This is a genomic window from Bradyrhizobium sp. LeoB3, from assembly GCF_055456055.1.
In genome coordinates this window covers 24,828-44,580 of sequence record NZ_JBVBEF010000027.1, presented here as the reverse complement: position 1 = coordinate 44,580, position 19,753 = coordinate 24,828, and the positions used below count along the sequence as shown (strand labels likewise).

Below are 19,753 nucleotides of genomic sequence, written 5' to 3'. Positions count from 1 at the left end.
CGACGAAAGGAGGGACTCTTGATCCCAGGATAATACCAGGTCTTGTTGCCCGGGACAGGCGCTTCGATGATGCAGTCTCAAGCGGGGTAAGAGCCATGAAAGCTGCTGTTTTGAGATCATTTGGATCGCCACTCGCGATCGAAACCGTTACCGACCCGGTGATCGGCACCGGTGAAGTCGTGGTTGACGTCGTGGCGACGCGCGTACTGTCCTATGCCAACGAAGTCTTCAGCGGCGAACGAAACTATCTCTTGGAGTTGCCGGCCGTGCCGGGACCCGGCGCGATCGGAAGGGTTCGCGCGGTGGGGCCCGACGCCACGCACCTCGCGGTGGGCGACTGGGTCTATTGCGACCCGACCTTCCGCTCCCGCGACGACGCCATCTCGCCCGACATTACCCTGCAAGGCTGGAGCGCGCGGCGAAGGCGGGTTGCGGCTGCAGCGGCACTTCCGCCACGGTTCGTTCGCGGAACAGACGCTGGTCCCAACCGAGAACGTCAAGCGCATCGGCACGATCGATGCGGTCCGCGCGCCAGCCTGGTGCGCGCTCGGCACATGCCTTGTGCCGTATGGCGGCTTCCTGGCGGCAAGACTGCAGGCGGGGGAGACGGTGCTGGTCAGCGGCGCCACCGGCAATTTCGGCAGCGCCGCCGTCGCGGTAGCGCTCGCCATGGGCGCGAGATGCGTGGTGGCGCCGGGGCGCAATGAAAGGGTGCTCGCCGACCTGGGGCGTCGCTTCGGCCACAGGGTGCGCCCGGTCCGGCTTTCCGGCAATGAGGAGGACGATCGCCGGCGGATGCGCGAGGCGGCTGACGGCCCGATCGATTGCGTGATCGACCTGATGCCGCCCTCGGTTAGTGCAACCACGGTGCGCGCGGCCATCACGACGGTGCGCCCCTACGGGCGCGTGGTGCTTATGGGCGGCGTCGGGATGCTGGGTGGCCCAGGCCTCGAATTGCCCTACCCCTGGATCATGCGCGAATGCATCACCATCCACGGCGTATGGATGTATCCGCCGGAAGCAACGCTCGGTCTCGTTGGCATGATCCGGGCGGGCCTGCTGCCGCTCGACCTGTTTGAGGTTACCACCTTCGACCTTGACCACGTCAACGAGGCGGTGGCGCACGCGGCCGCCAATGGCGGCCCTTTCAAGATGACGATCCTGCAGCCGGCGTGAGCCGCCCTCTCAAGTCGCGATGATGTCGTGGAGCTCGAGCGGTTTGTCGACCTGGCTGAACCATTCGGCCCGGTTGGCCGCGCGGCGGCGGCCGCGCTCGTCGAGCGGCAGCTTCAATTGGCGCAGGAGGCCAGTCACCTCCTCGCGCGCCGTGACGTGGCCCATACTGGGCCGGGTGCCGAGCGTCTGCTCGTCGATATCGTCGAGCGCGGTCAGGCCGCGCGGGAAGAATTCCCGGTACACGACGCGCTCGGCAAAGCCGTCGATCGAGCGGAAACCGAGCCGCAGCGACAACTGTTTCAGGCCGCTTGCGACGAGTTGCTTGTTGCGCGACCCAAGCATCGAGAGGCGGTTGCGGACCACGATCCAGTCGGTGGTGGTGCCGTCCACCTGGCGCCGCTTGCGCCTGACGTCGCGCACCATCTCGGCGTAATGGCTTTCGCCGATCACCGAATAGGTAACGGGATCGATGGTGCCCAACACGTCGAAGTCAAGGAAGCTGTCATTGATCGGCGTGACCAGCGTGTCGGCCATCGAATGGGCGAGCCGCATCAGGTAGCTGTCCGTGCCCGGCGTATCGATGACGATGAAATCGAAATTGCGCTCGACCGCGCTGATCGCCGCCATGAACTGCTGGAACTCGGCGTTCTCGTTCTCCGCGATCTGCATCGTCTCGCCGTACTTGATGCAATGATGCACGGGGATTTCGAGGCCGAGATTGGTGCGCCGTGCCCAGGCCCGCCGGTTATTGATGTAGCGGGTAAAGCTCTGCTGGCGGCAATCGAGATCGATGGTGGCGACCCGCTGGCCGGCCTTCATTAGGGCGACGGCGATGTGCAGGGCGGTGGTGGATTTGCCCGAACCGCCCTTCTCGTTGCCAAGCACCACCACATGGGCGGAGCCGGATTGCGCCTGACTAGCCTGTACCAGCATGACCTGATCCCCTTGATATCTTCAAATCGGGCGCTTCGACGGTCAAGTGAAATGCGCCATGCGCTCAAGGAGCAGCCGACTGTCTTCCTTGATCATGAATCCATCGCGGGAGATGCCAGCCCGCAATCGCTTGAGGTCGCCAAGCGGGTCAGGTGCGCCCGCCTGCCGCCTTGGCGTCGACGCCTTCCCCTTGGTATGGTCGGGTGCCCGCCTCATCGAGCGAGTCCAAGCCCGTCTCGCCCGACCAGACCGAACCAGCCCAAGAGATTGAATCCAGATGTCGCGAAGTCCCGTGGTCGTCCGCACCGTCCCCGCCTTGCGCCGCTCCGTCGAGGCTTTGCGCGGAAGAAAGGCCATGACAGCACTGGTCCCAACCATGGGAGCTCTCCATGACGGGCATGTGTCGCTGGTACGCCTTGCCAAGCGACGCGCCCAGCGCGTCATCGTCTCGATCTTCGTCAATCCGACCCAGTTCGCGCCATCAGAGGATTTCGGCTCCTATCCGCGTACATGGAAGGACGACGTCGCAAAGCTCGCCGCCGAGAAGGTCGACCTGATCTGGCATCCCGACGTCAAGACGATGTACCCGGATGGCTTTGCCACGCGGATCGCGCCGGAGGGGCCCGCCACCGTCGGCCTCGAAGACCGCTTCCGCCCGCATTTCTTCGGCGGGGTCGCAACGGTCGTCGGCAAGCTGTTCACGCAGTGCCGGCCGGATTTTGCGATCTTCGGCGAGAAGGACTTTCAGCAGTTGCGGGTCGTGACCCAGATGGCGCGAGACCTCGACCTCGGCGTCAAGGTGATCGGCTCGAAAACTGTGCGCGAGCGCGACGGGCTCGCAATGTCATCCCGCAACGTCTACCTCTCGCCCGAAGAACGGCGCGTGGCGCCTGAACTCTATCGCGTCATGAAGGAAACCGCCCGCCGGATCCGTGCCGGTGAAGCGATCAAGCCGGCTGTCGCCGGCGGCGCCAAGCTGATCGAGAAGGCCGGCTTCAAGCTCGACTATCTGGAAGTGCGCCACGCCGAGACGCTGGCGCCGATCGCCTCGATCAAGGACGGCCCGTTGCGGATGCTGGTGGCCGCACGGCTCGGCACCACGAGACTGATCGACAATATCGCGGTTTAGGGCGGCCGCGCCTTAGAGCGTTTTCGAGCGAAGTGGACACCGGTTCGCGTGAAGAAAACGCGTCAAAACAAGAATCTAGAGCAATCCGAGATCGCGCAGTTCGCGCCGCATCGGCTCGGGCATCGCCGCGACGCCGGAAGCGGCCGATTTGGTCAGGTCGGGCGGCGCGGCATCGGCGGTGAGATAGCGCCAGCCCTGGAACGGGCGCATCGGGCGAGGCGATACCGCGATCACCTTGGGTTGCATCACGATGCGGCAGCGGCCGATGCCGTCCTTGTCGCGGAACGGCTCGATCGCGATGATCTTCTCGCGCGCGGCGATCTCGCCGCGGATCACCCAATAGAGCGAGCCGCCGGCAAGGATTTCCTCCTCCCGTTTCGGCGTCATCCGCGTGATGTGGATGTGACGCTGCGGCAAGCCCTTCTTCTTTGCGATCGCCATCCGCTCGGCGACCCAGGTCTTGAGTTCCTTGACCGAGTCGCAACCGACGGCGAGCTTGATGAGATGAAGCGGCATGATCGTTTCGCTTTAGCCGCCGGCTCCGGTTTTGAAAAGATCACTCGTCCGAAGTTGCGGGAGCGGCTGTGGACGCCGGTGGTGACGGCGTGATCGGCACCGGCGCGGGTGCCGGCGGACGTTTGGCCACAGCCTGTTTCTTGGCGGCGGCCGGCGGCGCGGGCGAAGCCGCTGGCGCGGGACGCGACGCAGGCGGAGCTGCGGTCGTGGCGGCCGCCGCAGCCGCCGACGGCTTCGGTGCGGGCTCAGGCGTCATGATGCTGATCGGAGGGGTATTCGCGGCCGACGGAAATTCGGCGTTGGTAGGTTTGCCGGTGGGGACCGACGGCGGCAGTGCTCCGAGCACCCCTGCTCCGGCCGCCGCTGCAATGGCAGGCGCGGGCGCGTTCCACGACGGCGCGTAACGGGTGATCAGGTTCTCATAGAGGTGCTCGTCCATATTGGACGCGATCTGCTGGGTGGTCCCGAGCGAACCGAACGCCGCGCATGAGGCCGGCGTGCAATGGTCGCGGACAGTGAGCACATAGGCCATGAGCCCGTAGCGGTCCCGCTCGACCGCGCGACGCAGCGCCTGCAGTTCGGGCGATGTGTTGCGCTCGGCGGTCGCAATATCCCCCAATGACGTTAGACGGGAGATCTGGGAAGCCGCATAGGCGACCGCGGCAGCCGCAGAGTCGGCGGAACCGAATAACACCTTTTCGCAGGCGTTCAGCACGGCATCGCCCGCGAGGTCATCGATGCAGGCGAGCGCGGCTGGCGCCGCGACGACCGGCTGCGCCGATCGCGCATCAGCGGAAGCAAGCCGATTACCGGAATCGAAGCCACGAATGGTCGAGGCAGCAGCGACCGCAATCGCAAGCAAGGTGATGACCGTCAACGCGCCGTTGGCCACGGATTTCTCCGCGCGCAACAGCGTGATCAGCAGGATCACCCCAAAAAATCCTGCGGCGGCCAGCGTCAGCCACATCGGAAAAGTCGCGGAGCGCCAGATATGATCCAGCGAAGAAACCCAGCTCATGCGCGATGTCCCTCAACGCAGCATAAAACACAGTCGCCAAAGGCGAACGCCTCCTTTCGGGCATTCGGCCTTCGGCAGAGTCGTTCTGCGAACGGGGCCTTTTGACGGCGACCCATCAGGGAACCGCGCCTACCGGGTGCTTGCGCACAGCTCTCTTCAGGACAGGGCGAGCTGGCTTTCCTTGGCGACCCGTTCGAAAGCTTCGGTCGAGCTTTTGATGCGGTATTGGCAATCGTCACCGTCGGTCGGCAGCAGCCGGACCACCTGATAGGTCCCGGTAGCGGCCGGACGAGACACGTTGCTCGCAGTGAAATAGACAGTCTCTCCAACGCCGTACTTGTGCTTCAACGCCCTCTCCATTTTCTTGGATCGTCGGCGCGCTGCCTTAGGTCCCACAGCGGCGGCCAACATTGAGAACCCCGCGTCAAGTTAGCACACCAACGGCCCCGAAATCCAGCAGGATCGGGGGCCAGCAAACGCACGAAATTCGTATATTTTTCAGCAGGATAGAAGGCCCGCGAGCGAGTCGGCCGCGTTCCACGACGAGAATGGGCGAAAGTGCGGATTCCTGCGATCCAGCCACCTAGGGGCAGCCCGCCATCCGGGCTCGCATGGTAGGCGGCCGCCGGAAAGCACGAGGCATGACTGCGAATTGGGTCGGCCGGGTTAGACGGTCTCGAACCGCTCGATGACGAGCGTTTCGGCAAGCCCGTCGCGCGTCCACTCCTGGAATGCCGGCAGCGACATCATCGCATCGACATAGGCCTGCGCCTCGGGCTTCACCGGGATCGCATAGGTGCGGAAGCGATGCACGACTGGAGCGAACATCGCATCCGCGCCGGAGAACGCCCCGAACAGGAACGGCCCCTGCTTGCCGTAGCGCGCGTGGCAGTCCGCCCAGATCTCCTGAATCCTCGCGACATTGGCGCGAGCATCGTCCGACAACGGAATCGCCCGGATCGGGCGATGCAGGTTCATGCCGCATTCATTGCGCAGCGGCATGAAGCCCGAATGCATCTCCGCGGAGACCGAGCGCGCATGGGCGCGGGCCGCGCGATCCTCAGGCCAGAGCCTTGTTTCCGGATATTTCTCGGCGAGGTATTCGATGATCGCCAGCGAATCCCAGACCGTGACATCGCCATCGATCAGCGTCGGCACCTTGCCGGCACGCGAGAAACTCAGGATCCGATCCTTGTCCGCCTTATCGGTGTACAGCGGTATGAAGACTTCCTCGAACGCGATGTTGTTGGCGCGCAGCGCCAGCCACGGCCGCATCGACCATGACGAATAGTTCTTGTTGCCGATGACGAGCTTCAACATGTGCGGGGGATCCGGTTGAATTGCTACTTTGCCACAGCGCGGCGCGACCGTCCAACTCGCATCGTGACGTCGACGACATTGGCTTCGCGGCTACGAAGCGAAGTCCTGCGGCGTGAAGCTGAGATCGAGCACCTTCCACTCGCCATAGCGATCCGCTGGGAGCATCTTGTAGGGCTGGCACGCTTCCAGTGCAGTCATCGCGCCACGCATCAACACCGGTCCCTTCTCGGACGCGCTCGCCTCGATCAGCAACGGCTCGTCGGCGAGCGTCCCCTGCGGCGTCATGAACACGCGCAGCGTGACCTTGACGTCGTCGGAAGGTTTTAGCGCCGCCGGCAGCTTCGAGCAGGTCTTGAGATGGCGGCGAAACTCGGCGACGACGCTCGGAGTGAGGTCGGCGGCTCTGACGGCCGGTGCATCGAAATCATCGTCCACCTTGCCACCGTAGCGCGCGACCGGCGCCGGGGCTGGCGCCGCCATCGGCGGAAGGGCCGGCGGCAGACCGAGTTGGACATTGTATTTGATCGAGAGATCAGGCTCCGGCGGCGTGTAGGCTGGGGCGGCCGCCGGTGTTGCCGCGGCTTGCGGCCGGACCGAACCTGATTCCGCCGGTTCCGGCTGGTTCTGGTGGGGCGGCGGCGACGCTGCCGGCTGCGGCGCTGCGGGCTGCGGCGCCGGTGGAGGCGGCGTGCTTACAGGCGGCTCTTGGAGCGCAGACAGATCGATGGATGGTGACGGAGAAGGCGACGGCGACGGGGTCGGTTCGGGCTTCTTCTCGATGTCCTTCTTCTCGATGTCCTGCGGTGTGACGATATCGACCGGGACGGTGTCAGCCGCCACGACGTCAAACGGATGGACTTCGGACAGGAGCAGCACCAGGGCCAGCACGGACACGTGCGCAACCGCCGACGCCGTCACGTCCACAGGAATGAGCTCCCGCAGGTTCATTCGCAACTGATCAGGTTTGAGCCCCCTGCCCGTCATCAGCATAGCGGGCAATCGAGGGGTGTCTCAATCCCATTTCGGCGCGAAGCCGAAATCGGTGATGCGGCCGGAGGCGCCGCCCATGGCCGAGATCAGGCTCATGTCGTCCTCCGACAATTCGAAATCGAAGACGTTGATGTTCTCGGACAGCCGTTCGAGCTTCGATGTCCGCGGGATCGCGGCAACATTCTGCTGCACCAGCCAGCGCAGGCAGACCTGGGCCGCCGTCTTGCGATAGCGGTCGCCGATCCGCGCCAATGCGCGGTCGTTCCGGATGCGGCCCTTCGCAATCGGGCTATAGGCGACCAGCGCCATGCCGTGCCGGGCGCAGGCGCCCTTCACCTTCGCCTGATCGAGATAGGGATGATACTCGACCTGGTCGCACACCAACGGCTCCGCGCAGGCCGCCACCGCCTCCTCGATCAAGGCGACCGTGAAGTTGGACACCCCGATATGGCGCGCGAGCCCAAGCTGTTTGGCATGCGCCAGCGCGCCCATCGTTTCCGCCAGCGGCACCTGCGGGTTCGGCCAGTGCAGCAACAAGAGATCGATTTCGGTCAGCCGCAGCCGCGCCAGGCTTTCCTTGGCCGAGCGCTCGAGGTCGTTGGGCCTGAAATGGGTGGTCCAGACCTTGGTCGTGATGAAGACGTCGTCGCGTCTCACGCCGGATGCGCGGAGCCCCTCGCCGACCTCGCGCTCATTGTCGTACATCTGCGCGGTGTCGATGTGGCGATAGCCGAGCCTGAGCGCCTGCTCGACGATCCGCGCGCAGGTGCGTCCACGCAGTTCCCAGGTACCGAGCCCGATCGCCGGGATCCTGGCGCCATTGGCTTCGATGATGTTCATGCGCCCATTATGGGCCGCCGCAGCTCCGCTGCCAACTCACGCCGCAGAGGCCTCTGTCGCCAGCGCAGCGAATACCGTTTCCGGCGAATGGGCGATGACCGCCAGAAGCGCCCGTGCCGGTCCGCGCGGGGCTCGCTTGCCCTGCTCCCAATTGCGGATCGTCTCCACGGGCACGCCGAGTTTGGCGGCGAATTCGAGCTGGGTCAGATGCGATCGGCGGCGCAGGTCGCGCACCGTGAGCGACCCGGTCGGCGTCTCGGGCGCGAGCGGGAACTCCTGCCCGTCTCGCAGCTCGACGATCCGTCCATCCGCTTTCAGCCGCAGGCGCTTCATGGTCTGCTCCGGAAAGCCGCATTGTGGGCGAACCGACTTAAGGCCCGATTAACGCTAAGCGAGACGCTAGTTCAGGCCGAACCACAAAGTGGCGATGCCGAGGAAGCAGAAGAAGCCAACCACGTCCGTGATCGTGGTGACGAAGGTGCCGGACGCAACGGCCGGATCGGCTCGCACCCGTTCAAGCACCATCGGGATCAAAATCCCGCCGAGCGCACCGGCAACCAGGTTGCAGACGATGGCGAGCCCGATCACCACGCCAAGGCCCGGAATCTTGAACCAGGCGACCGCGGCGATGCCGGTGATGACGGCGAAGGCAAGACCGTTGACGAGGCCCACCATGATCTCGCGCAGGATCACCCGGGCGGCGTTGTAGGATCCGAGCTCGCGGGTGGCCAGCGCGCGCACCGCGACGGTCATGGTCTGGGTCGCCGCATTGCCGCCCTGACTGGCGACGATCGGCGCCAGCACCGCAAGCGCCACCATCTTTTCGAGCTGGCCTTCGAACAGGCCGAGCACAGAGGACGCAAGAAAGGCGGTCGCGAGGTTGACCAGCAGCCAATTGAATCGCCCTCGCGCGATCGTCCAGACATTGTCCGACAACTCTTCGTGGCGGGTGACGCCGCCGAGCGCCTTCAGGTCTTCGTCAGCCTCCTCCTCGATGACGTCGACGACGTCGTCGATGGTGATGACACCGACCAGCCGGTTTGTGGTGTCGACCACGGGCGCGGCCACCAGATTGTATTTGCCGAACATCCGCGCGACCTCTTCCTGGTCCTCCAGGGCGGAGACGCGGCGGCGATCTTCATCGATCAGGTCGGTGAGCGGCTCCGGGTCGCGGGAACGCAGCAGCACGTCGAGCGGTACCGCGCCCAGCCAGTGCCCGTCGCCGTCGACGACGTAAATCTCGTAGAACCGGTGCGGCAGGTCCGGCGTGTTGCGCATGTGGTCGAGTGTCTGCCCCACCGTCCAAGCGGGCGGCACCGCGATGAACTCGGTCTGCATCCGCCGGCCGGCGGAGTTGTCCGGATACAGCAGGCTGCGCTCGAGCTCAGCGCGCTCGGACGGCGGAAGCCTGTCGAGGATCTCCTCCTTGTCCTCCTCGTCGAGACCTTCGAGAAGCTCGATCGCATCATCGGATTCCAGCTCGCGGACGCCTTCCGCGACGGTCTCCGGCTCGAGCTCTTCGAGGATTTCCTCGCGCACGGCATCGTCGACCTCGTTCAGTGCCGAGAAGTCGAAATCGGTGCCGGTGATCTCGACGAGGCTGACGCGGTCTTCCGGCGCGAGCGCGGCGATGAGATCGCCGAGATCCGCCTCATGAAGTTCCGCCACCACCTCGCAAAGGAACGGCCGGTCGGCAGTGTGGATCGCGCTCGCGATGTTTTCGACGAATTCGTGGCGGAGCTGCCCCTCCTCGTCCCGCATTGGCAACCGATCGAGGATGGATGCTTCGGCGGGATGGGCAGCGTCGATATTCTCGGCCATGCCGCGCCTCACCGTTTGACAGAAGGTAGGAACTCGTCTGAGTTATCGTCGCACGCATTACCCAATCGGCTGCGTCCCGCGCAATGCCAAATATCGCCAACCGCGAAGAACAGGTGTGCTTATGAGATCGTTCGGTGCAGCCATTCTTGCCCTGCTCGCGTGGAGCGGCGCGGCGCACGCCGCCGACGAATGCCCGCGCAAGGATGCACTCGGAACGTCGCGCGTCCTGACCGTCGATCCCGCGAGCTATCCGCGCGTTGGCACCAAGAGCTTTCCGGACACGCTCCCCCTGCAGGATCACGAGGTGGTGTTGACGTTCGACGACGGGCCATGGCCATCAACCGACCGTAAGATCCTCGCGGCACTCGCTCACGAATGCGTGCGCGCGACCTTCTTCATGATCGGAAAGCCGGCCTCCGAACATCCGGAGCTGGTCCGCCAGATCGCGGCACTCGGCCACACGATCGGCGATCACACATGGACGCATCACAACCTCAAATACATGAAACCGGACGACGCCATTGGCGAGATCGACAAGGGCATTGCCGCCGTCGAAACGGCGCTGCATGGGCGCGCGACCACGACGCCGAGCACGCCGTTCTTTCGCTTCCCCTATTTCGAGATGTCGCCGGAGACGCTCGCGAACCTGGAGAAGCGCGGTATCGCCGTGTTCGGCGCCGACCTCTGGGCGAGCGACTGGAACAAGATGACGCCGCAGGAGGAGCTGAAGCTTCTGACCGGGCGCCTGAACGCCGCCGGCAAGGGAATCATCCTGCTGCACGATCCCAAGACGCAGACCGCGGCGATGCTTCCGGCCTTCTTGCGCTATCTGCGCGATCACAATTACAGGATCGTGCATATCGTGCCGCCGGGCTCGAAAACCGTGTCGGATCAAACACATTGAACCAAAGGACAGCTGTGGGTTACAAAGCATTAAGGTAGCGTTCATGACGCCACCTGTAAGGATTCGGCGTCGGACAAAGAGAATGCAGCCAGGGTGTGATGATCGGTAGCGTTGGCGAGGGATTTTGGAAGCGGTCATGGACTGCCCTCTCCCTGCTGATTCTGATCGGCGCGAGCAGTCAGTCCGCAATCGCGGCTGACTGTCCCCCTGATGCGCTCGGCACCTCGCGAACGCTGGTGGTCGATCCCCGCGAGCATCCCCGGATCGGCACCATGCAATATGCCGAGACCTTGCCGCTGGACGATCACGAAGTGGTGCTGACATTTGATGACGGCCCGCTGCCGAAATACAGCAACCAGGTGCTGGACATTCTTGCCAGCCAGTGCGTGAAGGCGACCTTCTTCATCATCGGCAGTCAGGCCAAAGCCAATCCGCAGGGTGTCCGCAAGCTCGTCGCCGCCGGCCACACCGTCGGCACGCACAGCCAGAACCATCCGCTGACCTTCAACAAGATGTCGATCGAGCAGGCCAAGCAGGAGGTCGATGCCGGCATCGCCTCGACGGTGGCCGCGCTTGGCGACGCGAGCAAGCTCGCGCCCTTCTTCCGCATTCCAGGGCTGCTGCGCGCCGAAGCGGTCGAGACCTATCTGGCGTCGCGTGGGATCCAGAACTGGAGCGCCGATTTCGTTGCCGACGATTGGCGCCATATCGCTCCGGCGCGCGTCTACGAGCTCGCAATCCAGCGGCTGGAGGAGAAGGGCAAAGGCATCCTGCTGTTGCACGACATCCAGCCGCGCACGGTGGCGGCGCTGCCGAAAATCCTGCAGGAGTTGAAGGCGCGCGGCTATCGGATCGTCCATGTGGTGCCGGCGACGCCGGAGCAGCCGGCCACGCCAACCGAACCTGTGCAATGGCTATTGCACCCGCCGATCGAGACCGTCGCAACGGTGCGCTGGCCGAAGATTGCGAATTTCGTGTTCGTCCAGACGCAGGAACTGCCCGCCCCCGGACTCTCGAATCTGGATTGGCGTGATCCAGGCCTGTTCGATCGAGGACGCCGCCCGCGCGCCGCAATCGCCGCGCAGACGGCATGGCCGGAGCCATTGCGGGTCTCCGAGAACAGCGGTCCGGCCCTGCCGGTCCCCGCCTCCTCCGTCTTCAGGATGCCCGAAGGCCTGCGTGTGGCGTTGCTCGCGTCGCATTCACCCGCCAAACGGCCGCAACAGGTGGCAGCATCTCCTGAAGCCGCCAATGCGATGGGGCCGATGTCCGCGAGAGCCCGCACCATTGGCGCACGCCAGGCGCCGCATTCCCGGCATGCCGTGCATCAGAACCCGCAAGGAGGTCATGCGGGTCGGGGCGTCCCCAAGCATGCCGTGCAGGCGCAGCCGAACAGACGCGCACTTCAGGTCGCAAAGCGCTGAAGAGCGCGGCGCGGCGATTGCAGCGTCAGGCGCTCAATTCGTCACGATCTTGGCGATGCAGAGCAGAATGACGAGCGCCAGGAACAGCAGGTCGATATAGGACTTGATCTCGCCGGCATGACGCAGCTCGGTGACGGCACCGACGATCTGCTTGCGTGACGCTGTCGAACTTGGTCCCTCGACCACCGCCGTCCCAAGCCGACGCGTCTCCCCTTCCAGGCGTTCGATTCGCTGGAAGAAATAGAACGAACGCAAGGCGGACGCCGCATGCATCGCGGCATAAACCAGCACCAGAAGCGCGACGAGCGCGCGATGCTCGTATTTTTCCATGAAGTTGAGGCTGAAATAGACCAGCGCCAGGAACACGAAATTGGAGACGAAGCGATAGATGTAGCTGAGCAGGATCATCCTGTTTTCCGGATTTCCGAATCGGGCGTGCGATCGGTGAGCGACGGCGCCCGTCGGGTTCGGAATCGCCGGCCCACGAGCTTCAACACCCTTAGCGTACGCCAAGGGTGTTACGGAAAGCCATCGACCGACCTCGGTTGCGGAAAATTTGTCGCCGCGCCAGAGCGGACAACGTAGACGTTCTCCGGCTACCTCGGCTCAACCTGCAGGATGCGATGGTACGCGTCGAGGACGGGGCGCGACGTCGTTTCAGGATGCCGCGCCTCGGCCCGACTATGGCTGCATCCGACGGCGGCGTTCGGCGATCAATTGCTTTGCCTCGTCCATCGTCATCTCGCCCGCGCCGAGCACCTGGTAGGCGCTATCAGGGTTTTGGGCTCGCCCGTCGTCACCGCTCCGTTTCTTTTCGGGGTTCGGATTCGGCGTGGGAGAGCCGTCGCCACCGCCAAAGCCAAGAAACTCGACCAGGATCACCGATGGGCGGTCATTGTTCGACTGCGTTGGAGCGGCGCTTTGCTGAGTGGCGGCAGTGGCGTTCCCCGCCGAGCTCAGCGTGGCAACCGGCGGTGCCTGCACGACCGGAATTCCGGTCGCGCTGCCCTGGACCTGGATATTCGCCGCGTTCACGATCTGCAACGCGGCAAGATTGACGTTGCCCGAGACGCGGATGCCGGCTTCGCCTGCGTCGATGGTGCCGAGCGGCGCGATCAGATCGACGTTGCCGGCTGCACCTCCGGGATCGGATTCAGTGTCGCGATGCCGGCGCCTGTCGTAGGAACGGTTGGAGACAATGTCACCCGTCCCTAACTGGCTACGCGTGTAACGGTTCTTATTGAGCCGCGCGTATCCGTACGGATGCCACCTGCGCAGACATCCGCAGAATGGCGGGCGCCTCACTGTTGGCTCCCGCTGATCTCAAGGAGCCGTTGTCGACTTTGCTGCCATTTCCTTCAGCACGCTCGCCATCGCTTCAATGACAGCCTTGGCCGATTCACCGATACCGTGCCGACGCGTGATATAGGCCGGATCATTGTAGGAAAGGAAAGTCTTGCCCTCCTCGTCCTGCCAGACCAGCGCCTTCAACGGCAGATCGATGCCGATCGTCTGCACCGATTGCATCAGCGGAGTGCCGGCCTTCGCCGCGCCGAAGATCAGAAGATTCGTCGGCCGCAGTGGCAGGCCGACCGCAGCAGCGCCAGCGCTGTGGTCGATATGGCTAAATACCGCCATGCCCCTGGTACGAACCTCCGCTTCAAACCGGTGCATCGTTTCTTCCGGGCCAAAGCTGCTGGGCAGCGTGATCAATCCATCAGCGGACATTGCATGCTCTCCTGATAACGAAATCCTTGCGCCACGGTACCGCTGCCGGGCGGGAGTCCCTTGCCATCGGGCCTGACGTCGATATTCCTTAGCGGGATCTCGCCGGGTGTCGCGGGACGGCCGAAATCATATGCAAGTACGGGAGAAGCGAGCGCAATAGCGCCAGTGAGGAGTGCCTTGCTAGTCGAGGACATTTCGAACCCTCCCGGTCTCTTCAATGCTCCAGGTCTGCTGCGCGTTCTAGTGAAAAGTTGCGTTGGTCCCGATTGCGCCGATAAAGGATTTTCGGTCGGGCTGGACATTGCCCTTATCGTCGGTCGCACGGCTGACGATCTTGGTCGGCTTACCGTCCCAGGTCCAATCCATCTGAAAGCGCGTTTGCGCCTTCGGCAATACCGGCAGATTTAGCTGCGCATCCTTCCAGCTCTTGGCGCCATCGCTCGAAATCTCGACCTTGCACGCTCTTCGCGCAGACCACGCACTCATTGCTCGTGAAATGCGCGGTGAAAGCTGTCCCGAACTGGCTGCGTGATGTAGCGGAAGAAGCTTCGCTCCCCAAGCTGCACCATCGCCTCCACCGGCATTCCCGGCGTGAGGCGGACGTTGGGAAGACGAGCAAGCTGGTCCTGATCGATCAGGATCTGCACTTTATAGTAGTTGCTTTTTGTCTGCTCATCGGCGGTGACGTCGGAGGCGACGAAAGTGACGCGGCCCGCAACGAACGGTACGAGGCGCTGCTTGAACGCGGGGAGACGCACCTGTGCTTCAAGGCCGGGATACACGACATCGATATCGTTGGGCGAAAGTTTCACGTTGGCCACCAGCCGGTCGCGCGATGGCAGTAGTTCCATGACCGTATCGCCGGGCTTGACGACAGCGCCGATGTTGAACACCCTCATGCCAAGGACCGTGCCGTCCTCGGGCGCCACCACATCGCGACGCACGGCGACATCCTGCGCGGCGCGCAATTTGTCGTCCACCTCGTTCAGCCTGATACGGGCTTCCCGTATGTCGTTCGAGACATCTTGTAGCCGCTGGTCTTGAATCTGCTTCATCGATGAACGAGATTCCGCGATCGTTGCCCGCGCGCGTTGGATCTGTCCGCTCAGGTCACCCAGTGTCCCTTCCAATCCGGCTTGGTTTCGCTGCAAGGCCAGCACGACGGACAGCGTCGCCAAGCCCTTTGTCAACAACCCCTGCTTGATCTCGGCCTCGTGCCGTATCAGTTCGAGCTGTTGCCGGGTGGCTCGCTGCTGCTGTTCTGCCGATTCAATCACGCCAAGTTGCTGATCGACCCGGTCTCGCAGCACGGCGACCTGGCTTTTCAAGCTGACCGTGCGCGCTTCGAACAGCGCGCGCTGCCCGCTGACCACATCGGCGGCGCGCAGGGCGTCGAAGCCTTGCCCGCTCGCCGCCGCCAGCAGATCGTCAGGAAAGCTTATATCGCTCCTTCCGGCTGTCTCCGCATCCAGTCTGGCCAATTTTGCAAGCAATGCCCAGCGCTCGGCTCGCGCCGTCTCGGCCGTCGCGCTCGCCTGCACGTCGTTCAGTCGCATCAACACCTGACCGGCAAGCACATGATCGCCCTCGCGCACGAGCAGTTCCTGAACCGATCCCCCCTCCTGGTTCGCAATGACGCGACGCTGCCCCTCGACCTCGATCAAACCATTCGCGATCGCCGCTTCCGCCAGCGGAGCGGAGACGGACCAGACGCTGAAGCCGCCGATGAAGACCGCCATGGCCATGAATCCGAGCAGGATCACGCCGCGTGTTGACGGATGAGGCGTCTCCATCAATGGTGGCGCAGGCGACGCGATCGATCGGCCGTGGCCGTCAGCGACGACGGCTCGCCCGGATGGAGAGGTGAGAGCGCGGGTCATGATGCAACACGGTTCTGTTCGCGTCGGGCGGGTATGGCGGCTCTGGCGATGCGAGGTTCGGTGAATGTTGGGCGGGCGTCGGGTGCCGGGGCAACAACGCGGTTCAGGATCTCGGCCCGCGGTCCAAACATTTCTGCCGCTCCATCCCGCATCAGCAAGACAAGGTCGACATGCTGCACCAAGCGCGGACGGTGCGAGACCAGGACCACCGTGGTGCCGCGCGCCTTGAGCTTCCGTAATGTGTCGGCCAGATTGGCCTCGGAATCGCCGTCGAGATTGCTGTTGGGTTCATCCAACACCACGAATTTCGGACTACGGAACAGTGCGCGCGCCAAGCCGATCAGCTGCCGTTGCCCGCCGGACAGATACTGCCCGTTCTCGCCGATCTCGGTGTCGTAGCCGCAGGGAAGCCGCAAGATCATGTCGTGGCAGCCCGCAAGCTGCGCGGCCTGGTAAACCTGCTTGGGCGTCGCCTCTCCCATCCGTGCGATGTTGCGGAATACCGAACCCTCGAACAGCTCGACGGATTGCGGCAGATAACCGACGTAGCGGCCGAAATCCTCACGCATCCAGCGATGGACGTCGGCGCCATCGAGGCGCACGGTGCCGGCGCTTGGCGCAAGCGTGCCGATCAGCATCTTGATCAGCGTGGTCTTGCCGGCCGCCGAGGGGCCGATGACGGCAAGACTGTCACCTGGGGACAGCGCGAACTGCACGCCTTTGACGATCGGGGACGTCGAACCCGGCAAGCCGTACGTGACACGCTCCACCGACAGGCGGCCGACCGGGGCCGGCAATGGCCGTCCGGGCGGACGAAGACGAGGCTGGCGAAGAAAATGCTGCAAGCGAAAGAAAGCTTGCCGGGCCTGGACAAGCTGCTTCCAGCTGCCGATCAGCATTTCCACCGGCGCAAGCGCCCGGCCCATGATGATCGAGCCGGCAACGGCCACGCCCGATGTCAGCTCATGCTGCAGCACCAGATAGCCGCCCGCGCCAAGTACGGCGATCTGCACCGAGAGGCGCGCGAACTTGGCCATTGCCAGCAGAACGGAGGCTCGCTGCGCCGCGCGCCGCTGCGGCGGCAGCACTTCGGCCACCGCCTCCTGCCAGCGGCGCATCACCGCCGGCAACATGCCCATGCTGTCAATCACTTCAGCATTGCGCGCGCTGCTCTCGGCGCGACGTTGCGAATTGGCCGCCGCAACATTTGCCTCCTTCATCAGTCGCGATGTGGTCAGCTCATTCAGCAAGGTGAGAATAAAAAGGAGGATCGCTCCTGCCGTCGCGATGCAACCCAGCACCGGATGCAGGACGAAGATCACGGCGAGAAAAATCAGCACCCAGGGAAGATCGTAGAGGGCAAGCAAAGCAGGCGAGCCGAGATAGCCGCGGCAAATGGCGAGATCGCGTAGTGCCTCCATGCGATAGGAATGACCGGCGAGCACGCTCTCCATCGCTCTCGCAAAGCCCTCCGGCGCGGCCTTCTGCTCGACCCAGGTTGCAACGCGCTGCAGGGTCTGATTGCGCGAGATTTCCAGAATAGCCAGCAACAGGATGGACACGCCCGCGATCAGCGACAGATAGAGAAGCGTATCGACATTGTGCGTCGTCAGCACGCGGTCGAAAATCTGCATCATGTAGATCGGGATGGTGAGCTGCAGCAGATTGACCACGCCGCTGAACAGGCCCACCGCCAGCAGCTGAATCTTGCAACAGCCGATGGCGCGGCTGAGGATTGTCTCGCTTTTCTCATGTGGATCGACCACCGCAAGCTTCGACATCGGCTTCATATGCGGCGCCCCAATTTTCCAATTCTGATGTCTTCGTCGTGACATTCGAGTCTCGGCGCTCCTGCCGTATCTGACAGGCACGTCGCGACTTCAAAACCCATCCAGTACGGTCGCCCTCCCCAAACAGGAGGGCGACCGTATTTGGCAGAAGCGCCGTTAGGTCGCTTCGAGGACAGGCAATCCTGATCGGACTTAGCTCAGGACAAAGTCGTGGTGAGAGAGGTCCGCGGCATGGACGCCCTGGAATGTCACGTCCCCAGCGGCGCCGAGGTCTAGAACGGCGCCGTTGGCGGTGTCATGCACGTGCGCAAGCGCATCAAAATTGGGGCCGAAGCCCGACAAATTGATCACGTCGTTGTTCACGTCGAAGTCCGTGATGACGTCGTGCCCGGCTTGCGACATCTGGAAGGTGAAGGTATCGGCACCGCCGTTGCCGGTCATAGTGTCGTTGCCCACACCGCCATCGATGCGGTCCGCGCCGCTGCCTCCGATGATGATGTCGTTGCCTTCGTCGCCGAAGAGCTTGTCAGACACCGTACTGCTGCCTGGACTGGCCGCCTGGATGAAGTCGTTGCCGGCATCGCCGTGAATCTCAGCGGCGGCCTCCCCGCCCAGCGGCGGATTGAAGGCGAGTTCACCGGTGATCCTATCGTTACCGGCTCCCCCATGAACCACGTCACCGAACGTTTCGGTCCACTGTACGATATCGTCGCCGTCACCCGCATCGGCGAAGCCGTGCTCACCCATATGATCGATCACGTCGTTGCCAAGGCCGCCGAATATCTGATCATGGCTGCCGCCGCCGCTGATGTGATCGTCGCCGTCACCGCCATCAAGGATGTCGGTGCCGCCATTTCCAGTGATGGTGTCGTTTCCGGTGCCGCCTTCGATATGGTCGCTGCCGTCACCGCCGGTCAGGGTGTCGTCGCCGGCATCACCGAAGATCTTGTCGCCCGCCGTGGCGTGCGCCGCGTCCGTCGTAAACGCGGAGATGATGTCGTTACCGTCGCCGCCATGGCTTTCATCGGACGCGGTATCGGAACCGGTGATCCGGTCATCGCCTCCGTCGCCGAAGACGGTGTCTCCGACCGCATCATTCCAGGAGATGACGTCATCGCCGGCGCCGGCATGAACGACGTCGTGTCCCATCATCTGGTCGATGGTGTCGTTGCCGTCGCCACCGTAAACCAGATCGTTGCCGGCCCCGGTGCTGATGTGGTCATTTCCCGACCCGCCATCGAGGTAGTCGTTGCCGCCTCCACCGTTGATGGTGTCGTTTCCGGTACCGCCTTCGATGTGGTCCGCGGCATCGCCGCCGATCAACGTGTCATCGCCGCCGTCGCCGAACATCCGGTCGCCCGCCGTCGCATGTGCGGCATCCGTGGTGAAGGCCTGAATGAAATCGTCACCGTCGCCGCCGTGACTTTCATCGGACGCCGTGTCGGAACCGATGATCCTGTCGTTGCCGCCGTCGCCATAGACGGTGTCACCGACGGCATCATTCCAGGAGATCGTGTCGTTCCCGTCGCCGGCGTGGACGACGTCATGGCCCGCCATCTGGTCGATGGTGTCGTTGCCATCGCCGCCAAACACCGTATCGTTGCCGGCACCGGTGCTGATGTGATCATCGCCGTCGCCGCCATCGAGGTAGTCGTTGCCGCCTCCACCGTTGATGGTATCGTTTCCGGTGCCACCCTCGATGTGGTCGTTGCCGTCGCCGCCGATCAGGGTGTCATTGCCGGCATCACCGAAGATCTTGTCGCCTGCGGTGGCGTGCGCGGCGTCAGTCGTGAAGGCCTGGATGAAGTCGTTGCCGTCGCCGCCATGGCTCTCGTCGGCCGCGGTGTCGGAACCGATGATCCGGTCGTTGCCCTCATCGCCGAAGACAACATCACCGACCTTGTCGTTCCACGAGATCAGATCGTCGCCCGCACCTGCGTGGACGACGTCATGACCGGCCATCTGATCGATCGTATCGATGCCGTCACCGGCGAACACGACATCGTTGCCCGCTCCGGTGCTGATGTGGTCGTTTCCCGATCCGCCTTCGAGAAGATCGTTGCCGTTGCCGCCGGTGATGACGTCGTTGCCCGCGCCGCCGAGGACATGATCGTCACCATCACCGCCGTTGAGCGTATCATCACCGTCATCGCCTGACAGCGTATCGTTGCCGCCGTTGCCGTCAATCGTATCGTTGCCCGCAAGGCCGAAGATATGATCCGGCCCATCGGTGCCGGTCAGGATATCGTCGCCGTTGGTTCCCGTGAGATTGGACATGAGGCAT

General features: G+C 63.7%; 21 protein-coding genes and 1 pseudogene. 4 read left to right on the top strand and 18 right to left on the bottom strand.

Annotated features, from left to right (window positions below; translation table 11 throughout):
- The first annotated feature begins 95 nt into the window (after nt 1-95).
- Nucleotides 96-1,176, top strand: a pseudogene (locus ACZXDY_RS19145) (zinc-binding dehydrogenase).
- 9 nt (nt 1,177-1,185) lie between these two features.
- Here ACZXDY_RS19145 and ACZXDY_RS19140 read toward each other — a convergent pair.
- On the bottom strand, nt 1,186-2,109 hold the full coding sequence (locus tag ACZXDY_RS19140; RefSeq protein ID WP_464346551.1) for a division plane positioning ATPase MipZ: 924 nt from the start codon (nt 2,107-2,109) through the stop codon (nt 1,186-1,188).
- Between the two features lie 42 nt (nt 2,110-2,151).
- Entirely contained in the window at nt 2,152-2,325 is a 174-nt protein-coding gene (locus ACZXDY_RS19135; protein ID WP_464346550.1) for a hypothetical protein, read from the bottom strand.
- Nucleotides 2,326-2,386: 61 nt separating this feature from the next.
- Between ACZXDY_RS19135 and panC the strand changes: the two genes are divergently transcribed.
- Complete coding sequence (gene panC / locus ACZXDY_RS19130) at nt 2,387-3,238, top strand: pantoate--beta-alanine ligase (RefSeq protein WP_130230822.1); 852 nt, start codon at nt 2,387-2,389, stop codon at nt 3,236-3,238.
- A gap of 75 nt (nt 3,239-3,313) precedes the next feature.
- Here panC and ACZXDY_RS19125 read toward each other — a convergent pair whose 3' ends face one another.
- The 8 genes from ACZXDY_RS19125 to mgtE form a co-directional block, all read right to left on the bottom strand.
- Nucleotides 3,314-3,754, bottom strand: coding sequence for a DUF1489 family protein (locus ACZXDY_RS19125; RefSeq protein WP_464346549.1), 441 nt, complete (start codon nt 3,752-3,754; stop codon nt 3,314-3,316).
- Nucleotides 3,755-3,794: 40 nt separating this feature from the next.
- The gene (locus tag ACZXDY_RS19120; RefSeq protein WP_464346548.1) at nt 3,795-4,772 is read right to left on the bottom strand and encodes a hypothetical protein; all 978 of its coding nucleotides are present in this window, start codon (nt 4,770-4,772) and stop codon (nt 3,795-3,797) included.
- 156 nt (nt 4,773-4,928) lie between these two features.
- Nucleotides 4,929-5,132, bottom strand: a complete 204-nt coding sequence (locus ACZXDY_RS19115) for a hypothetical protein (protein ID WP_130231764.1) — start codon at nt 5,130-5,132, stop codon at nt 4,929-4,931.
- 306 nt (nt 5,133-5,438) lie between these two features.
- Nucleotides 5,439-6,092 carry a glutathione S-transferase family protein gene (locus ACZXDY_RS19110; RefSeq protein WP_028163983.1) on the bottom strand — a complete coding sequence of 218 codons (654 nt, stop codon included), beginning with the start codon at nt 6,090-6,092 and terminating at the stop codon, nt 5,439-5,441.
- Nucleotides 6,093-6,182: 90 nt separating this feature from the next.
- Nucleotides 6,183-7,040 carry a hypothetical protein gene (locus ACZXDY_RS19105; protein ID WP_464346547.1) on the bottom strand — a complete coding sequence of 286 codons (858 nt, stop codon included), beginning with the start codon at nt 7,038-7,040 and terminating at the stop codon, nt 6,183-6,185.
- Between the two features lie 63 nt (nt 7,041-7,103).
- The gene (locus ACZXDY_RS19100) at nt 7,104-7,922 is read right to left on the bottom strand and encodes an aldo/keto reductase (RefSeq protein ID WP_464346546.1); all 819 of its coding nucleotides are present in this window, start codon (nt 7,920-7,922) and stop codon (nt 7,104-7,106) included.
- Nucleotides 7,923-7,958: 36 nt separating this feature from the next.
- Nucleotides 7,959-8,255 carry a helix-turn-helix domain-containing protein gene (locus tag ACZXDY_RS19095; RefSeq protein WP_028163986.1) on the bottom strand — a complete coding sequence of 99 codons (297 nt, stop codon included), beginning with the start codon at nt 8,253-8,255 and terminating at the stop codon, nt 7,959-7,961.
- Between the two features lie 66 nt (nt 8,256-8,321).
- The gene (gene mgtE, locus ACZXDY_RS19090) at nt 8,322-9,743 is read right to left on the bottom strand and encodes a magnesium transporter (protein ID WP_028163987.1); all 1,422 of its coding nucleotides are present in this window, start codon (nt 9,741-9,743) and stop codon (nt 8,322-8,324) included.
- A 121-nt stretch (nt 9,744-9,864) separates the two neighbouring features.
- On the opposite strand from mgtE, the gene ACZXDY_RS19085 reads away from it, so the two are divergent.
- Together ACZXDY_RS19085 and ACZXDY_RS19080 are read left to right on the top strand one after the other, a co-directional pair.
- Nucleotides 9,865-10,647, top strand: coding sequence for a polysaccharide deacetylase family protein (locus ACZXDY_RS19085; protein WP_464346545.1), 783 nt, complete (start codon nt 9,865-9,867; stop codon nt 10,645-10,647).
- Nucleotides 10,648-10,745: 98 nt separating this feature from the next.
- On the top strand, nt 10,746-12,071 hold the full coding sequence (locus ACZXDY_RS19080; protein ID WP_464346544.1) for a polysaccharide deacetylase family protein: 1,326 nt from the start codon (nt 10,746-10,748) through the stop codon (nt 12,069-12,071).
- A gap of 33 nt (nt 12,072-12,104) precedes the next feature.
- Here ACZXDY_RS19080 and ACZXDY_RS19075 read toward each other — a convergent pair whose 3' ends face one another.
- The 8 genes from ACZXDY_RS19075 to ACZXDY_RS19040 form a co-directional block, all read right to left on the bottom strand.
- Nucleotides 12,105-12,479 carry a hypothetical protein gene (locus tag ACZXDY_RS19075; RefSeq protein WP_028163989.1) on the bottom strand — a complete coding sequence of 125 codons (375 nt, stop codon included), beginning with the start codon at nt 12,477-12,479 and terminating at the stop codon, nt 12,105-12,107.
- Nucleotides 12,480-12,752: 273 nt separating this feature from the next.
- Complete coding sequence (locus tag ACZXDY_RS19070) at nt 12,753-13,376, bottom strand: filamentous haemagglutinin family protein (RefSeq protein ID WP_464346543.1); 624 nt, start codon at nt 13,374-13,376, stop codon at nt 12,753-12,755.
- 18 nt (nt 13,377-13,394) lie between these two features.
- Nucleotides 13,395-13,799, bottom strand: coding sequence for a DUF302 domain-containing protein (locus ACZXDY_RS19065; protein WP_464346542.1), 405 nt, complete (start codon nt 13,797-13,799; stop codon nt 13,395-13,397).
- Nucleotides 13,781-13,993, bottom strand: coding sequence for a hypothetical protein (locus tag ACZXDY_RS19060; RefSeq protein WP_464346541.1), 213 nt, complete (start codon nt 13,991-13,993; stop codon nt 13,781-13,783). Before ACZXDY_RS19060 ends, ACZXDY_RS19065 begins: the two co-directional genes overlap by 19 nt.
- Nucleotides 13,994-14,039: 46 nt before the next feature.
- Nucleotides 14,040-14,285 (bottom strand): hypothetical protein, encoded by a 246-nt coding sequence (locus ACZXDY_RS19055; protein WP_464346540.1) that lies wholly within the window; start codon nt 14,283-14,285, stop codon nt 14,040-14,042.
- Nucleotides 14,282-15,679: an HlyD family type I secretion periplasmic adaptor subunit gene (locus ACZXDY_RS19050; RefSeq protein ID WP_464346539.1), complete on the bottom strand. Its 1,398-nt coding sequence runs from the start codon at nt 15,677-15,679 to the stop codon at nt 14,282-14,284. The genes ACZXDY_RS19055 and ACZXDY_RS19050 overlap by 4 nt, the downstream gene beginning before the upstream one ends.
- The gene (locus ACZXDY_RS19045) at nt 15,676-17,469 is read right to left on the bottom strand and encodes a type I secretion system permease/ATPase (RefSeq protein WP_464346538.1); all 1,794 of its coding nucleotides are present in this window, start codon (nt 17,467-17,469) and stop codon (nt 15,676-15,678) included. The genes ACZXDY_RS19050 and ACZXDY_RS19045 overlap by 4 nt, the downstream gene beginning before the upstream one ends.
- A gap of 192 nt (nt 17,470-17,661) precedes the next feature.
- Nucleotides 17,662-19,746, bottom strand: a complete 2,085-nt coding sequence (locus ACZXDY_RS19040; RefSeq protein WP_464346537.1) for a calcium-binding protein — start codon at nt 19,744-19,746, stop codon at nt 17,662-17,664.
- Nucleotides 19,747-19,753 lie beyond the last annotated feature (7 nt).

Bases quoted from the DNA above. Each gene is read 5' to 3' on its own strand.
- panC (WP_130230822.1), top strand. From the start codon at position 2,387: ATGTCGCGAAGTCCCGTGGTCGTCCGCACCGTCCCCGCCTTGCGCCGC.
- ACZXDY_RS19125 (WP_464346549.1), bottom strand. From the start codon at position 3,754: ATGCCGCTTCATCTCATCAAGCTCGCCGTCGGTTGCGACTCGGTCAAG.
- ACZXDY_RS19095 (WP_028163986.1), bottom strand. From the start codon at position 8,255: ATGAAGCGCCTGCGGCTGAAAGCGGATGGACGGATCGTCGAGCTGCGA.
- ACZXDY_RS19045 (WP_464346538.1), bottom strand. From the start codon at position 17,469: ATGAAGCCGATGTCGAAGCTTGCGGTGGTCGATCCACATGAGAAAAGC.
- ACZXDY_RS19040 (WP_464346537.1), bottom strand. From the start codon at position 19,746: ATGTCCAATCTCACGGGAACCAACGGCGACGATATCCTGACCGGCACC.
- ACZXDY_RS19140 (WP_464346551.1), bottom strand. From the start codon at position 2,109: ATGCTGGTACAGGCTAGTCAGGCGCAATCCGGCTCCGCCCATGTGGTG.
- ACZXDY_RS19055 (WP_464346540.1), bottom strand. From the start codon at position 14,285: ATGAGTGCGTGGTCTGCGCGAAGAGCGTGCAAGGTCGAGATTTCGAGC.
- ACZXDY_RS19115 (WP_130231764.1), bottom strand. From the start codon at position 5,132: ATGGAGAGGGCGTTGAAGCACAAGTACGGCGTTGGAGAGACTGTCTAT.
- mgtE (WP_028163987.1), bottom strand. From the start codon at position 9,743: ATGGCCGAGAATATCGACGCTGCCCATCCCGCCGAAGCATCCATCCTC.
- ACZXDY_RS19075 (WP_028163989.1), bottom strand. From the start codon at position 12,479: ATGATCCTGCTCAGCTACATCTATCGCTTCGTCTCCAATTTCGTGTTC.
- ACZXDY_RS19100 (WP_464346546.1), bottom strand. From the start codon at position 7,922: ATGAACATCATCGAAGCCAATGGCGCCAGGATCCCGGCGATCGGGCTC.
- ACZXDY_RS19110 (WP_028163983.1), bottom strand. From the start codon at position 6,092: ATGTTGAAGCTCGTCATCGGCAACAAGAACTATTCGTCATGGTCGATG.
- ACZXDY_RS19120 (WP_464346548.1), bottom strand. From the start codon at position 4,772: ATGAGCTGGGTTTCTTCGCTGGATCATATCTGGCGCTCCGCGACTTTT.
- ACZXDY_RS19085 (WP_464346545.1), top strand. From the start codon at position 9,865: ATGAGATCGTTCGGTGCAGCCATTCTTGCCCTGCTCGCGTGGAGCGGC.
- ACZXDY_RS19060 (WP_464346541.1), bottom strand. From the start codon at position 13,993: ATGTCCTCGACTAGCAAGGCACTCCTCACTGGCGCTATTGCGCTCGCT.
- ACZXDY_RS19105 (WP_464346547.1), bottom strand. From the start codon at position 7,040: ATGAACCTGCGGGAGCTCATTCCTGTGGACGTGACGGCGTCGGCGGTT.
- ACZXDY_RS19050 (WP_464346539.1), bottom strand. From the start codon at position 15,679: ATGACCCGCGCTCTCACCTCTCCATCCGGGCGAGCCGTCGTCGCTGAC.
- ACZXDY_RS19065 (WP_464346542.1), bottom strand. From the start codon at position 13,799: ATGTCCGCTGATGGATTGATCACGCTGCCCAGCAGCTTTGGCCCGGAA.
- ACZXDY_RS19135 (WP_464346550.1), bottom strand. From the start codon at position 2,325: ATGAGGCGGGCACCCGACCATACCAAGGGGAAGGCGTCGACGCCAAGG.
- ACZXDY_RS19080 (WP_464346544.1), top strand. From the start codon at position 10,746: ATGATCGGTAGCGTTGGCGAGGGATTTTGGAAGCGGTCATGGACTGCC.